General features: G+C 45.5%; 13 protein-coding genes and 1 pseudogene. 10 read left to right on the forward strand and 4 right to left on the reverse strand.

From position 1 onward, the window contains the following. Positions 1–145 precede the first annotated feature (145 nt). Both MMY95_RS05805 and pgmB read left to right on the forward strand, forming a co-directional pair. Positions 146–1,681: a helix-turn-helix domain-containing protein gene (locus MMY95_RS05805; RefSeq protein ID WP_003641676.1), complete on the forward strand. Its 1,536-nt coding sequence runs from the start codon at positions 146–148 to the stop codon at positions 1,679–1,681. A gap of 330 nt (positions 1,682–2,011) precedes the next feature. Then, complete coding sequence (gene pgmB, locus MMY95_RS05810; RefSeq protein WP_003646163.1) at positions 2,012–2,683, forward strand: beta-phosphoglucomutase; 672 nt, start codon at positions 2,012–2,014, stop codon at positions 2,681–2,683. A gap of 85 nt (positions 2,684–2,768) precedes the next feature. Here the strand turns inward: pgmB and MMY95_RS16070 are convergent. After that, positions 2,769–3,786: pseudogene (locus MMY95_RS16070) on the reverse strand (choloylglycine hydrolase family protein). Between the two features lie 273 nt (positions 3,787–4,059). Here MMY95_RS16070 and MMY95_RS05820 point away from each other — a divergent pair. Continuing rightward, positions 4,060–5,403 carry a threonine/serine exporter family protein gene (locus MMY95_RS05820; protein WP_003641680.1) on the forward strand — a complete coding sequence of 448 codons (1,344 nt, stop codon included), beginning with the start codon at positions 4,060–4,062 and terminating at the stop codon, positions 5,401–5,403. 148 nt (positions 5,404–5,551) lie between these two features. After that, positions 5,552–6,298: a tyrosine-protein phosphatase gene (locus MMY95_RS05825; protein WP_053267569.1), complete on the forward strand. Its 747-nt coding sequence runs from the start codon at positions 5,552–5,554 to the stop codon at positions 6,296–6,298. 72 nt (positions 6,299–6,370) lie between these two features. On the opposite strand, the gene MMY95_RS05830 is transcribed toward MMY95_RS05825, so the two are convergent. After that, positions 6,371–7,807 (reverse strand): 4-hydroxyphenylacetate 3-hydroxylase N-terminal domain-containing protein, encoded by a 1,437-nt coding sequence (locus MMY95_RS05830; RefSeq protein ID WP_003641682.1) that lies wholly within the window; start codon positions 7,805–7,807, stop codon positions 6,371–6,373. A gap of 82 nt (positions 7,808–7,889) precedes the next feature. After that, a complete protein-coding gene (locus MMY95_RS05835) occupies positions 7,890–8,339 on the reverse strand; it encodes an ASCH domain-containing protein (RefSeq protein WP_053267570.1) in 450 nt (149 codons plus the stop codon). A 143-nt stretch (positions 8,340–8,482) separates the two neighbouring features. On the opposite strand from MMY95_RS05835, the gene MMY95_RS05840 reads away from it, so the two are divergent. Then, complete coding sequence (locus tag MMY95_RS05840) at positions 8,483–9,151, forward strand: type 1 glutamine amidotransferase (RefSeq protein WP_241277540.1); 669 nt, start codon at positions 8,483–8,485, stop codon at positions 9,149–9,151. Between the two features lie 87 nt (positions 9,152–9,238). Here the strand turns inward: MMY95_RS05840 and MMY95_RS05845 are convergent, their stop codons facing one another. Next, positions 9,239–10,159: a WYL domain-containing protein gene (locus MMY95_RS05845; RefSeq protein WP_003641685.1), complete on the reverse strand. Its 921-nt coding sequence runs from the start codon at positions 10,157–10,159 to the stop codon at positions 9,239–9,241. A gap of 117 nt (positions 10,160–10,276) precedes the next feature. Between MMY95_RS05845 and MMY95_RS05850 the strand changes: the two genes are divergently transcribed. From MMY95_RS05850 to MMY95_RS05870, 5 genes are all read left to right on the forward strand, one after another. Then, complete coding sequence (locus MMY95_RS05850; protein ID WP_003646157.1) at positions 10,277–10,924, forward strand: NAD(P)H-dependent oxidoreductase; 648 nt, start codon at positions 10,277–10,279, stop codon at positions 10,922–10,924. A gap of 261 nt (positions 10,925–11,185) precedes the next feature. Further along, positions 11,186–13,204 carry a TetM/TetW/TetO/TetS family tetracycline resistance ribosomal protection protein gene (locus MMY95_RS05855; protein WP_202861214.1) on the forward strand — a complete coding sequence of 673 codons (2,019 nt, stop codon included), beginning with the start codon at positions 11,186–11,188 and terminating at the stop codon, positions 13,202–13,204. A 20-nt stretch (positions 13,205–13,224) separates the two neighbouring features. After that, positions 13,225–13,908, forward strand: a complete 684-nt coding sequence (locus MMY95_RS05860; protein WP_241277541.1) for a DUF3658 domain-containing protein — start codon at positions 13,225–13,227, stop codon at positions 13,906–13,908. 5 nt (positions 13,909–13,913) lie between these two features. Then, positions 13,914–14,798 carry a DMT family transporter gene (locus MMY95_RS05865; protein WP_053267573.1) on the forward strand — a complete coding sequence of 295 codons (885 nt, stop codon included), beginning with the start codon at positions 13,914–13,916 and terminating at the stop codon, positions 14,796–14,798. 198 nt (positions 14,799–14,996) lie between these two features. Then, complete coding sequence (locus MMY95_RS05870) at positions 14,997–15,485, forward strand: GNAT family N-acetyltransferase (RefSeq protein ID WP_053267574.1); 489 nt, start codon at positions 14,997–14,999, stop codon at positions 15,483–15,485. The last annotated feature ends 13 nt before the right edge of the window (positions 15,486–15,498 follow it).

The raw sequence follows: 15,498 nt of genomic DNA on the forward strand, positions 1-15,498 counted from the left end.
TCCCGCTCTTTTTTGTCCGAATACGGGCCTAAGAAAGCTGAGGGCCTTTCGAGTGGGGTGGTGGGTTGTCAGTAGGCCTCTTTACAAAAGCGCTTACATTATTTATGATGAAGGCGACAAGCGTGAATAAGGAGGTTACTTGAGTATGCAATTAAAGCCGTTATTGCGGCAGTTAGCCACAACGTTTGAGGTGACTGTCGATCCAACATTTACACATAATCCCGAAGTTACTCACGTCCAATTTGTTGATCCGACGGAAGTGTTAGCAAGCCACCGGTTATATTTGTCCCCCGACTCGGGTCAGCTAGTTCAACTTGCTTATAGTTGGCACGGCCATCGTCAGTCGGTCGGACTAGTAAATCTGGGAACCGGTCTGACTACGATCATTGCGGCACAAAATCAGTTATTGAAATTATTAATGACGCTTGGTCAGTGCTTACACCACGATGTTCAAATTCAAGCAGCCATCAATCAGCTCGCTATCCAAGCAATCACGGCGGATTTTGATACCACACTGGCCCAAGCAGTACACTTATTAGAGAATCCGCTGGCGATTATTGATCTGAACGGGGAGATTCTGACACGGTCGCATACGACGCAACTCAATGGGACTAGTATTCACGCTGCAGTTGAGACGAATCGAGTCGGACGCTGGCTGTTAGACCACGGATTTGCACCGGATACGCCGGATTTTTTAACGCAAGTCTATGTGGCGGAAGATCAGTTGTCGGCGGGGCCCATGCTAATTACGCCGTTAGCAAATGGCACCGAGCCGATCGGTTATTTGGTGATGCCAGCACTCAATAAACCACTGAATGATCGACAAGCACTACTGATCAATTCGATTGGTCAGGTTATCGCTGGCTCGTTAGTTAAAAATCAGATTATGCCAACAGCTGAATCGCAACGGGACCGGTTATTAAACTTATTATTGACGGAACATCAAGGGGGAACGTTTGCTGATCAGTTTGCTGAACAACACGTGCAATTACCGACAGCCATGGTGTTAATCCGCTGCGAACCACTAGCTGATCAAGCACCGATGATTTTACAGCAGCGACTACAGTACTTGATGATGCCACGATTCAAACAAGTGTTGGTTTCGACTTATCAGCAACAATGTGTGGCACTGATCCCAATTAGTCTGGTCGCATATAATCAGAATCAATTTAAACTAACGTTGCAGCAAATTACGAAGCAAGCGGATTGCCGCTTGATCGTGTCTCAGCACTACGTTAATCCGGAAGATACCTTTGCCGCGTATACAGTTTGTGAACGAACGGCGCAACTGAAGACTGGCCGTGGTCGGGTGATTTTTTGTGAAGACCAATTCTATAATCTTGCGTTGGCACGAGTTAATCATCTTGAGATCTTACCGTTCTTTATTAATCCAGCCCTACGTTTGTTGTTAGCCTATGATCAGCAAAACCATACAGAACTGGTACCAACATTAGATGTCTACTTACGGGCGACTTGTAATTTGACCCGCACGGCTAAGCAATTATACGTTCATCCAAATACACTGCGTAATCGACTGCACCATATCACAACACTGACCGGATGCGATTTACGGGATGCGGAAACGTGCTTTAAATTGGCTGCTAGTTTTAAATTACGGCAATTTTTAACCCAGCATCAGTACCAGTATCGACCGGATATTCCAATTCCGACCCAAGATTAAGCGGGGCATAAAAGCGTGCAACCGTTTGTGGAAAAATGGTTGGAACAGTCATTATTAGTAAATCCGTAAATTCAGGATGGACGGCAGTAATGGGGCCGCCATTGCGATTTGATCGGCGGGCAGGCGTGTGATTGGCAACAATCGTCATTAAAATCGCTATGCAACCGGTTGCATTGAAACTGAAAGCGTTTTATAATGTTAAGTGAACATTAACGGTGTGCTTCAAAACAAGACGGGTAGCCGTCACTCTTGGCGCATCTATTGATGATTGCGCAGTTGTCCGGTACCCAGCAATCAATTGTGCTGGTAATTAACGAGGAGGAACCATTAATGAGTAAATTTGCAGATATTAAAGGGTTTGTATTTGATTTAGATGGCGTGATTGCGGATACGTCCGTTTATCACTCACAAGCTTGGCATCAATTAGCTGACGAGTTGGGCGTTGCCTGGAGTGAAGAACTTGCCGATAATTTAAAGGGTGTTAGTCGAATGGACTCGTTGAACTTGATCTTAAAAACGGGTGGTAAGGAAAACGACTATACGGAAGCTGAAAAAGTGGCTTACGCAGCCAAGAAAAATACTAATTATCTGAACCTGTTGAAGGGAATGGATAAAACTGCAATTTTACCTGGTATCGAAGACTTCTTAGCCGATCTCGCCAAGCATGGGTATCGTTTATCTTTGGCCTCAGCTTCTAAGAATTCACCATTGGTTCTGGAACAGTTAGGCTTGGCGCATTACTTTGAAGCCCGGGTGGATCCCGCAACCTTGAAACACGGTAAGCCAGATCCAGAGATCTTCGAACGTGGCGCGGAAGTGCTTGGCTTGAAGCCTGAAGAATGTGCGGGCGTTGAAGATGCTAAGGTCGGTATTCAGTCAATTAATGGTGCTGGTGAAACGTCGATTGGGATTGGTGATCCTGCCATTTTGACGGGTGCGGATGTTAACTTCACTTCAACGAGCGAATTAACCTTAGCTAATCTAAAAGCCGCGTTAGCCTAAGTTTAAATAATACGAAAAGCTTACGTCACAAAATCAACTAGATTTGTGATGCAAGCTTTTTTGAGTTACTGCTTTTCTGAAAGTCTTAATGGGCCACTGGCAAGGTGGCAATATCGGGAGTTAGTAATTGGACGTGCGGGGTGCGACTAAGGGCGTATTCTAACGGAACGGTCTGTTTTTCTAATAAATGATCAGTTAAGTTAACTTGCTGAATCACTCCCGGATTTTCGTACAGTTCTAGTGCGTACGTTTGATGATTCAAGTCCATGTAGCTACGGTACTCAGTATAGGTTGCTTGGCCGTTGGCGGCTACTTTGGCGCCCTTGGGAATAGTCACAGCATTCAAGATGTGTTGAAGTAAGTTGACTGTATCTGTTGTTGTCGCTGGCACTTGCGCATAGTGTTTCAAGAAGACGGTCCGTGCAAAGCGAGACATCGAAGTATAGTCACCAGGTAGAACCTAATGCGCCCGTACCAGGTCCCTGTGAACCAGGTTGGTAGTTAATGAATTTATTTAGTGGCCGCTCGGTGTTAGTCAGGGTGCCATACTTACTTAAGTTTTGTAGCTGCCATTTGAGGTTTGGTGAATTGGTCAGGACGCCGACTGGGTTATTAAGCAGGCGAAGCTCGCCGCTAGTTGGTTCCAAGACGGCGGTTTCACCGGTTTGGTCACTGATGATAAAGTGAAGTGGTGGAATTTCGTTAATTAATTCTGCCGTGCTACTAATTAATTGAACGTCTTTGACGCGCTCACGTAGGTCAGCAACACTGGTGATTTTTCCGAGTACCCAGGCGACGAAATCGTGGGGTGCGAGATCGAGTTTGTCTTGGTTACTGTGAGGCTGGTAAATTGCATGATTCGGAAAGTAGAGTGCTGCGATGCTGACACCACATTCGTTAACGCCGTCCGTGAAAATTTCATGGTTCAGTTGGCGACCCGCGCCAATAAAGCCATAAGTCGTGGTGAAATCACCAAGGTCACCCGTCACGCGGTAATGTCGAGGCATGAACATAATACGGGTCTCAAAGTCAACGTTAAAATCCATTGTACGAGCTAAGAAGTGGCCTCCATGACTATTTGTATAAGTTAGACTAGTGCACATACAAATCGCTCCTTTATTAGATGATATCGGTAACTTATCATATGATTGCGGATAGCGGCGAAAATTGTGACGCTTAAATTAACGAATGGTAATCAAGTTTACTTTTGAGGGGGTAGTTCAATTAACAAGCTGGGGAAACTCATCATGAGGCTAATGTTTCACGTGAAACATTATGCTTTTAAAATGACAAAATCGCTATCATAAATGATGTTAGTAGCCTAAAATAAGGGGGAAAGCTACTAACATAATGAACGATCTAAGACGGAGGAAGAAATGAATAAAGAGCGTAAGTCGGTGATGCCACTATCACAACGACATCATATGACAATTCCATGGAAGGACTTTATCCGTAATGAAGATGTTCCCGCTAAGCATGCTAGCTTACAAGAGCGAACATCAATTGTTGGTCGAGTTGGCATTTTAATGTTGTCGTGTGGGACGGGAGCGTGGCGGGTTCGTGATGCGATGAATAAGATTGCTCGCAGCCTGAATTTAACGTGCTCGGCAGATATCGGGTTGATTTCGATTCAGTACACGTGTTTTCATCATGAACGTAGTTATACGCAAGTATTATCGATACCAAATACTGGTGTAAATACGGATAAACTAAATATTCTTGAACAGTTTGTCAAAGACTTTGATGCGAAATATGCACGGTTAACGGTGGCACAAGTGCATGCAGCAATTGATGAAGTTCAGACGCGTCCTAAACAGTATTCGCCACTGGTTCTTGGGTTGGCAGCTGGCTTAGCCTGTAGTGGATTTATCTTCTTACTTGGTGGGGGTATTCCCGAGATGATTTGTTCCTTTTTGGGCGCGGGTCTTGGTAACTATGTTCGGGCGCTGATGGGTAAACGGTCGATGACGACGGTTGCCGGGATTGCGGTCAGCGTTGCGGTAGCGTGTTTGGCTTATATGGTTAGTTTTAAGATTTTTGAATATAATTTCCAAATTCTTGCCCAGCATGAGGCGGGGTATATTGGTGCCATGTTATTCGTGATTCCGGGTTTTCCGTTCATTACGAGTATGTTGGATATCTCTAAGTTGGATATGCGCTCAGGACTGGAGCGCTTAGCTTACGCGATTATGGTTACCCTGATTGCAACTCTCGTCGGCTGGCTAGTCGCGACACTGGTGAGCTTCAAGCCAGCTGATTTCTTACCGCTAGGACTTTCACCGTTAGCGGTACTTTTATTACGATTACCAGCTAGTTTTTGCGGTGTTTACGGGTTCTCAATAATGTTTAATAGCTCGCAAAAAATGGCCATTACCGCGGGATTTATTGGGGCCATTGCGAATACATTGCGCCTTGAACTAGTTGACTTGACAGCAATGCCACCGGCCGCGGCCGCCTTTTGTGGGGCGCTCGTTGCCGGCTTGATCGCATCGGTGGTTAATCGTTATAACGGCTATCCCCGGATTTCATTGACGGTACCTTCAATCGTAATTATGGTTCCGGGATTATATATTTATCGTGCAATTTATAGTATTGGCAATAATCAAATTGGTGTCGGTTCACTATGGCTGACGAAGGCCGTGTTAATCATCATGTTTTTACCGCTCGGGCTATTTGTAGCGCGTGCGTTGTTGGATCACGAATGGCGACACTTTGATTAATTGAGTCTATCAAGTTAGCGGTTAAAAAGTCATTTAGTCACCAGATCAGTTAGGTCTGGTGACTAAATGACTTTTTAAATGGCCTTTGACTGAAAATTTAACGGTGACAGTTTACAATTAAGTTATCAATCTAGCAGGGGGCTTGGTCATGGAAGGGATTACTAATTTACGGTCACTAGGTGGTTATCGCAATAAAAATCAGCAAGTAATCAAAGATGGTTTAATTTACCGGTCAGGACAATTGGATCAATTAACACCGGCACAGACGCAGTATCTAGCAACCACGCTTGGCATTACGCGAATCGTGGACATGCGTAGTGCTGATGAGCGTCATCAATTTCCAGATGCGACATGGCCACACGTCCAGTATCACGTGCTGGATGTGCTAGCACAAGTCATGACGAACGACGCAAGTTTACAATCGATGATTAGTAGTACGGGGGCGGTCCATGACCGCATGGTTCAGTTATATGAACAGATAGTGTTAGATCCTACTGCCCGTCAAAGTTATTGTCAATTTATACAGCTACTACTGGTTCCAGATCAGCCACTACTGTTCCATTGTTTTGCCGGTAAGGATCGCACCGGCGTTGGGGCCGCCTTATTTCTAAAAATTTTGGGTATTAGTGACGAGCAAATCATGGCTGACTATCTGCTCACAAATCAAGCACGTGCGGCTGCTAATCAACAAATCTTGGCAACGATGGCGTCGCAATTATCTGATGAGCAACAACGGGCCGTGAACCAGGCATTATTAGTAGACGCTGATTACCTGAGCCATTACTTTGAAGTCATCAAAGCCCGGTACGACACATTTTCAAATTACTTGCAGACGGGTCTAGGGCTGACCTCAGCGGAATGTCAACAGTTACGCGAATTATATTTGACTAAATAGTCAATAATATAAAGGCGCAAAAAATCACACCAATACTCACTTAAGGACTAACCTGGGTATTGGTGTGATTACTTATTCATGGGTGTTTGCGTTGTCCGCTGACAATAGTCGGTCAATCATCTGATTGCCAGCCTGTAAATCGGCGCGTTGATAATGTTGGGCACGAATACGCATTGGATCACCACCATGATAGTATTCGTACATCAATTGGCGCTGACCAAAGCCAGAACTTGTTAAATCGAAGGCTAAGTTCAACAAGCGCGTGCGGGTTTTAGCGGTGGCTCGGTCCGTCGTGAGTGCCTGGTTGAGGATTGTCGCATTATCGCCGTCAAATTCCGCAAAACTTGGCACGCCAACCATGGAACCGGCCGCTAAGTGTTGAGTCACGCGCAAGGCCTCGTCATAGTATTCGGGAAGGGTCGAGCGAACCGCTTGCAAAGCTTGGAGACTGGGCGTATAGATACCGAATTCGTCTAGATGACCGTTGTCTTCTGAACGGGTGATGGTACCCTTGATGAGTTCCAGATTAGCGGTTAACCGACCGAGTTTTTCTTGGACACCTAAGAAACCATCTAATCCTAAGATATGAGCAATCCGAAGCGCTAAACTGGTTGCTAACTCAAGCTTAGTAATACCTCGAACCTCATCTTGATGGGAAGTGTGGCTAAACATGCCTGAATCGATGAAGAAACGATTACTCATTTCAACATTATTTTCAACAAATACTTTTGACCACGGAATAAAGGCGTGATCAAAGACAATGTAGGCGTCAATCTCATCAAGGGCGTTGCTGAGTGGGTAATCCGTAATGGAAGCGGTGGGATGATCTAATAATTTGCGACAAATGATCTTGACGCCCGGATTATTGAGTGGCGTAGCAAAGGCGACAGCATAACTACTATCGCCGTTTTCTAACAACAGTTCCGGCGGATTAAAAATCAGGAGGTCATCAGCAATTGGGGCCATCGTATTGACCATTTTGGCACCAGAAACGAAGATTCCATCTTGATTACGTTCAATGGTATGAACACCCGCGTATCCAGACGGAATGGCATTGATGGCTTTTTGACGGTTGAGTTGTGGGTTTTGAAGCGCATGGCTAATGAAGATATCGTTAGCTTTGACCTCCTTAGCGTAATTGCGGGCATTAGCTGCAAAATCAGTATATTGATTTTGCCCGAGGAAGGCAGCGCGTTCTGCTAAGACGGCCATCCCAGTATTAAGAAAATCCGGTGTGCGGCCTAACATGCCGCTGTTACTTTGCGCAATTTCTTGATAAGCACGGTGCTTTTGTTGTAAATCAGCGACGGTGCGTGGCACTTTGAAAGCAATATCGTAGCGGTGACCATTTTCCTGATAAGTATGTACTTCGGGATGGTTGTGTTGCAGGTCATAGTACTGATTATTGAGTGCTAAAGTTTTACGAAAAATGGGCACATCGGCGACATTGACGCGGTGACCATTTAGATAGACCGCGCGCCCGTCATTGAGTTGTTCGATAGTATGCATGTGTCGTTCCCCCTAATGAAAGTTCTATTCCAATATACCACTAATGGAAGCGAATTCACCAGTGCCGATTGGAACGCTATTTTTAGTGAAAGGGATAAACGACGTGGAAGCGTTCCAGAACCATTTGTGCAGTATGGGGATCAAAGCGCTGATGCTCGCTTTGGTACTCCTGCTTGAAGAAGGCATCATGAACACGGCGCCAATAGGCATAAGTACGATCGCCTTCACCTTCTAAGTAAGCGTGGGTTGCATCGATGTCCAAGTAAGGCGTAATCATGACTTGATCGGTCCGGGTCACACAGACAGGCTGATTATGAGCATCTAAGATGACGTCATAAGCGCCCACTTTTGGCAGTGGTTCATCAGTTTCGTATAGGTCATAAGCGCTGGTGGTAGCCGTTTTTGTGCCAGTTAGTACGAGCTGTGCAAGTTTATCAGGATCGCTGCCAAACTGATAAGCACTTTGTAATGGGGTACTTTGTGTCAATTTGAGCGTCGTTTTAGCTTGTTCGAAAAAAGATTGGACGTCCATTATTATCACCTCTAAATTATGATCGGTTTTAAGTTTAACATAAGCGCCCATGGCTCAAGTAATTAGCGTGGTATAATGACTCTATCTTGGGTAATTGCAGGCGATACCCAGACCAAACATTGCCGTTGTGGAAAGGACTAATCATGCGAATTAATGTGTTGCAACATACCCCCAATGAGGGCCCTGGAATGATTGCTGATTGGGTGCATGCCCATGGCCATACCATGTATGTCTATCACCCGTATCAATTCGGTGTTCTCCCAACGGCGGATGAGACGGAGATGCTTGTTATCCTCGGCGGACCGATGAGTCCCAACGATACGCTGCCATGGATCAAGCAGGAACGAGACTTGATTCAACAATTATTGGACCGCGATATCCCAATGTTTGGTGCGTGTTACGGCGCGCAACAAATTGCGAAGACCTTAGGATACCCTGTCACTAAGGCGCCAGCTAAGGAAGTAGGTTGGGCACCGATTTACCGACAGAGTCCTGTGATTCCGGGGATTCCAGCAAAACTGTCGGTCTTGCATTGGCACGAGGAGATGTTCACCGTTCCAGCCGAAGCAACGCTGTTGTTCTCTAGTGATCGTGTGACCAATCAGGGCTTCGTATGGAAGCATCGGGTAGTGGGGTTACAATTTCACTTTGAGCCGGCTGCGGACAATGTTCGTGAGATGGTCGTCAATGATTATCGGTATATTAGGGGGTCGGTCCTAAACCAAACAGCAGCAGAAATTTTACAAACGCCGGTACCACGAGAGAATCAACAAGTTCTGAATGCAATTTTGAATTATATTACGGCTGAATAAAGCAGTTAAGAAGAGAATAAGCAGGTTAGTAAAAATGTCGGTAGTCCTTGACGGGGCTACCGACATTTTTGTTCAGAAAACCAAACGTTAATAGAAATCTTGAATTTGCTGCAGTTCTTGCAGATAGGCAGTTTTTAACGCTTCCGGATAAATAATTCTAACGTTGCGGCCAAGTCCCAGTAAATAGTCGACCATATAGGCTAATTCATCTTGATTATAACCACCAATGAGATAATCTTGGTCGTTCTGATGTGTTAAGTGCATATTAGGATAATTATTCTTTTGTACATGTTCACGGCCTAGAGGTGTTAGTGCACATTTATAACGTATATTGTGATGATGGTGATCGTAGGACCGTTGCCGTTGCGCGAGCTGTTTCCAAGTATACCGAGCTGGTTGCTCACTGGTTTGAAATGCTTTGATCGTATCACAGCGATAGATGCCCCAAGCATTGTTATCGAGATTGACGCCACTGAAAAACCAAATGCCATGCCGATATAATAAATCAAAAATCTGAAACCCAGCTGTCACAGTAGTCATCGTTAACTGGACAACATTTTCATCAAGTATAGCCGTTAATAAATCACTTAAATGGGTTGGGGCATCCAAGTTAGGAATTGAGTAGTAGTTAACCACACGTTGCAATTTGGCGACCTGGCGCTGGTTGCTTAAAGATAGTGTTGCCATGAGTTTTTTGTAAATTGTATGGTAGGACTTTTCAAAGGGGGTCGCCGACAATAAACTGAGTGCTTTGAGCGCAAAAAAGAGCGCATTAATTTCCTGGCTGTTTAATAAGATGGGTACCCATAGTTGTTGTTGCATGATTTGGTAGCCACCGTAACGTCCCGGTTCAACGTAAATGGACAAACCAAGTTGTTCTAACGAGTTAACGTCGCGCAAGGCGGTCCGTTTGGAGATATTGAATTCTTGCATGAGTTCTTTGATGTGGAATTCTTGTCGGTAACTGAGAAAGATCAATTCTTGATTAAGACGTTCAGAGCGGTTCATATAAATAACTCCTAAAAATGATTTTAATGGTGACATGGATTGGCACCTTTCGACTGTAGTATATAACTGTTGTCAAAAACAACCAATAAATAGATTATTAATTAAGGAGATATTTAAATGACTAAGACTTTGATTGTTAATGCACATCCCGATTTTCGTAATGCGGCGCACTACTCAGTTCAACTAGAACAAGCTTTTTTGCAACTTTTTCAGACTCGCTTTCCTAATGATACTGTGGATGTGATCAATTTGTATGATACGGTGATTCCCCAAGCAACGGTACCTGAATTGCTGGGAATCTGGGAAAAGCAAGCGCAACATGTAAATTTATCGATTGAGGAACAACGCCTGTTTGCAATCAATCAGCAACTCCTACAACAGTTTAAAGCTCATCATCGGATTGTGATTGCGATGCCGTTGCATAATTTCAACGTGCCGGCACGGTTAAAGGACTATATCGATAATATCTTAGTTGCCAGGGAGACTTTTCGTTATACCGAAAATGGATCAGTGGGTTTGATGACCGATAATTATCGTGTCATGTTACTGCAGGCCAGTGGGTCAATCTATACTCGTAATGACCGTTATACACCCATGGAATTTTCTCGGCTGTATCTTGACAAGATGTTTACTGAAATTATGGGGTTTGACCGGTTTGAGATTGTCCGTGCACAAGGACTGCAAACGAACGGGGTGGCGGTATCACAGGCATTAAAGCAAGCCAAAATGGACCTGAAGGCAGCTTTTGAGCGTTTTTATGATTAAGTCTGAAAATGATTTTAAGGTATCGGTAGTTGTAGGCTACGGATACCTTTTTTGCGATACTGCACGGGAAATGGGTCACCACTACTTTAAAGTGATCGCAACTATGGAAAGTAATCAGCCTGATTTTGGTGATTAACATTGGGCTAAAACACGCCAAATTTCATGCATATTTAACGTTAGTGGCAGACCTTTACTAGCCGTTCAGTGCTGAGAACCGGTATACTGGAAGCAGTGATTCACTAATCGTGAAGGGAGCCCAATATGAAACGGATTGTAGCGGGAATTATTGCCCACGTCGATGCCGGTAAAACGACGCTGTCAGAAGCATTACTATACCGGTCTGGCGCGCTACGGCAATTAGGGCGCGTCGATAATGGCGATGCTTTTTTAGATACGGATGTGCTTGAAAAACAGCGTGGTATTACGATTTTTTCACACCAAGCTAATTTACAATATAAAGACATTAATTTAACACTCTTGGATACCCCGGGCCACGTCGATTTTGCGACCCAGACTGAACAAGTACTGTCGGTTTTGGACGTCGCAATTTTAGTCGTTTCAGCGACTGATGGTGTGCAGGGGTACACGCGGACGTTATGGCGATTATTAGCCCGTTATGACGTTCCTACCATTCTGTTTGTAAATAAGATGGATGCGCCGGGGACGGATAGCGACCAATTGATACAACAAATTCAACAGACATTATCGCCTGGTTGTGTGGCGTTTAACACGCCGGGAGCCGGGGACACGTTGGAAGATCGGCCAGTCATACCGACTGCGGCAGTTGAAGATATTGCGATGCAAAATGACGAAGTGTTAACGGATTACTTAGAAACAGGGACGTTAAGTGATGCCACGATTCGGCAGATGATTCAACGGCGGGAAGTTTTTCCGTGTTATTTTGGCGCGGCACTTAAGCTGGACGGGGTTGATGCGCTAATGGCTGGTCTTGATTATTGGACGACGCCACAATTAACGCGTCCTGAATTTGGCGCGCGGGTGTTCAAGATTACGCACGATGATCAAGGTGAACGGCTTACTTGGATTCGGATGACCGGTGGCACCTTACGACCTAAAGATATCGTGTATGATGACCAAAAAGTCAATCAGTTACGGGTTTACAACGGGACTAAGTATGCGACCACGTCCGCGCTGACGGCAGGATCCGTTGGTGCCATTACCGGTCTAACGGGAACGCGGCCGGGGCAAGGATTGGGACAGGCAGCAACTAGTCTACAACCCGTCATGCAGCCCGTACTGACTTACGCACTTGATCCTCAGCGTGAGGAGTTACACACCTGCTTAGCAGCCTTGCGTCAACTTGAAGATGAGGATCCACAATTACACGTGACTTGGTCAGAACCACTTCAGGAATTGCGAGTACAGGTCATGGGAACGATTCAACTGGAAGTTTTGCAACAAATCTTGCAGGATCGTTTTCAACTGACTGTAAAGTTTGGAACGGGGAGTATCTTGTATCAAGAGACGATTACCCAAGCTGTTGAAGGCGTTGGGCATTTTGAACCGTTACGACACTATGCGGAAGTACATTTGTTGCTGAAGCCCGCACCGCGGGGAAGTGGGCTTCAATTTACGACCGATTGTTCATTGGAAGTGCTTGGCCGAAATTGGCAACACCAAGTCGTGTCAAACCTACAAGCCAAAACACAAGTGGGTGTCCTGATTGGCGCACCACTAACGGATGTTAAGGTAACACTGGTTAGTGGTCGGACTAGCAATGTTCATTCGGTTGGTGGTGACTTTCGTGAAGCGACGTGGCGCGCGTTGCGTCAAGGCTTGATGATGTTAAAACAACGTGGTGATTTTCAGTTGTTGGAACCGTGGTATCGGTTCCGTCTAGAAGTTGGTCAGGAACAAGTTGGCCGGGCGATGACTGATATTCAGCGGATGAATGGTCAGTTTGACGCACCAGTCGCTAATACAAGCGTAGCCACGGACGGGACTGACCTGACGACAATTACGGGAACGGCGCCAGTAGCAGCGATGCAGGACTATTCACAGACGGTTCGAGCTTACACGCATGGGCAAGGGCAATTGGAATGTATCGTGGATGGCTATCGGCCGTGTCATAACGAGATGGCTGTTGTCGATAAGGCCAAATATGTCCCCACAGCAGATTTAGAAAATACACCGGACTCGGTCTTTTGCGCACATGGTGCGGGTTATCCGGTGGCTTGGAATCAAGTGCCAGAGATGGCGCACGTCCCGTACGTTTATTCGAATACGGAATTGGCACATTTTAAGGCGCCATCAAAATAGAAATTGAGGAAATTCAGATGATGGATGTGACGTTTAATTCGACGTTCGCGGTAACCTTGCAACATGAGTTGCACCAGCCAGTATTGAGTTTGCCATTGTCGCTACAAATCGGTGATTTAACTCGATTGACAACTGATGATCCAGCACAGCTTGCTATCATGTCACACAGTACCGATGCCACGGTTGTCAAGCAAGCGTTGGTAACATTAAAGTCTCAAGTTGAGCAGGGGGGCGTGCTACGAGTATGGTGGTCTACCATGCCCGATGATTGGTTAGGATACGACTGGTTGTGTCAGCAGTTAGCAGACACAGACACGCAATTGAGACAAGTGATGGTACCGCTAAGTCAAGTGATAACTCGGCCAGGTCTAGCTTTACAGACTTTGTCGGATTTATCGGAAGTATTGCCAGCGGATATTGCGCATTACTTACAGTTGGCACAAGACGTTTCTGAGGACGAACAGCGTGCTCATAGTTATGAATGGCAAGCGCTCGTGGTAGAAAATGCGCCGTTACGGGTCAATCTTAACGGGCACTTAGTCAGTGCCCCAGCGGACTTTTATGACAGCTTGTTAGAACGCCAAATACAACCGGGACGCCCAATTGTGCAAATTATTGGTGAGATGCTGATGCGCTACTCACTGGGCTTGCCAGACTGGTGGTATCGTGCCCGGCTCCAACATATCTTGTCAACGAGAGGATGATTAATGTGAAGAAAATTGCGCCCCTGTTCGTTGGCTTAGGGGCCGTTAGTTTTGGAATTCCGGCGTCACTATTTAAAATTGCGCGTCGGCAGGGGGTTGTCAATGGGCCATTGCTATTCTGGTCCTTTCTGAGTGCGGTTGTGATTTTAGGCGTGATTCAAATTTTACGCCGTGCGCGTTTGCGTAATCAGCAAACGAATTGGAAGCAAATCGGACTGGTAATTGCGGCTGGAACGGCTTCGGGATTTACCAACACCTTTTACATACAGGCGTTAAAGCTTATCCCAGTTGCTGTGGCCGCGGTAATGTTGATGCAGGCGGTCTGGCTGTCGACATTACTAGGAGCAGTGATTCATCATCGGCGTCCCTCCCGACTGCAGGCGGTTAGTATTGTTTTGGTATTGATAGGCACGATGTTAGCTGCTGGTCTGTTTCCAATTACGCAGGCGCTCTCGCCGTGGGGCTTGATGTTAAGTTTTTTAGCGGCATGCTCGTATGCTTGCACGATGCAGTTTACGGCTAGCTTAGGCAATAACTTAGACCCGCTATCGAAAACGTGGTTGTTGTGTTTGGGCGCTTTCATACTCATTGCCATCGTGTGGGCACCGCAATTAATTACGGCACCTACCACGCCAGCAACAGTCGGCTGGGGAGTACTGATTGCACTATTCTCAATGGTTTTCCCACTGGTTATGTATTCATTGTTTATGCCATACTTAGAGCTTGGCATTGGCCCAATCCTTTCTTCTTTAGAGTTACCAGCCTCGATTGTTGTTGCATTTGTATTGCTTGATGAAACTATTGATTGGGTGCAAATGGTTGGCGTGGTCATTATTATTACGGCCGTAATTCTGCCAAATGTGTTAAATATGCGACGAATTCGGTCATAGTTCAGGTCAATACCAAACTCAAAATGAACATGTTGTACTGGATTCATTTTTAATTTTTGAGTGTACTGTGTTTTTTGTTTCACGTGAAACATTCATCTAATTGATGCTCTTTATGAATAGTTGGTGGATACCTTATTTATATAAATGATTAAATGCGTCCCACTTAGGGACAACTTGAATTGAAAGGTGGTCAGGCTGATGGCGCTAACCTATCGGATCGTCCGCGCTGAAGCAAACAGTGATTTTGGAAAAATTCGACAGTTATATTATGAGACCTGGCAATCAGCATATCGTGATTTGATGCCTGCAAGTTATTTACAGCAATTGACGCCAACAACTTGGCGGCCAGAACGGCGGTGGCAAAATATGTTGTTGGCAATGACGGCTGTTGGTGAAGTTGTGGGTGTTTGCACATTTGGTCCGGCCAGACATGCAAACTATGAGGGGTGGGGCGAACTGTATTCGCTATATGTTCACCCGAACTATCATCATGGCATTGGTCAGCAGTTAATAATCCAGGCCCATCGTCGCTTGAAGGCGGACTATCCACAGAATTGTCTACTTGTTCTGGCCAATAATGCTGTGGCCCAGCGTTTTTATCAACGTAATGGATTTCACGACACTGGTCAGATTTATGTCGATCATGCGCCGTTTGGTGTTTTGCATGAGCGGATTTTTGAAGATTAACGCAAAAAAACGA

It is taken from the genome of Lactiplantibacillus sp. ME-2, assembly GCF_022549155.1.
Taxonomy (GTDB): Bacteria; Bacillota; Bacilli; order Lactobacillales; family Lactobacillaceae; genus Lactiplantibacillus; species Lactiplantibacillus plantarum.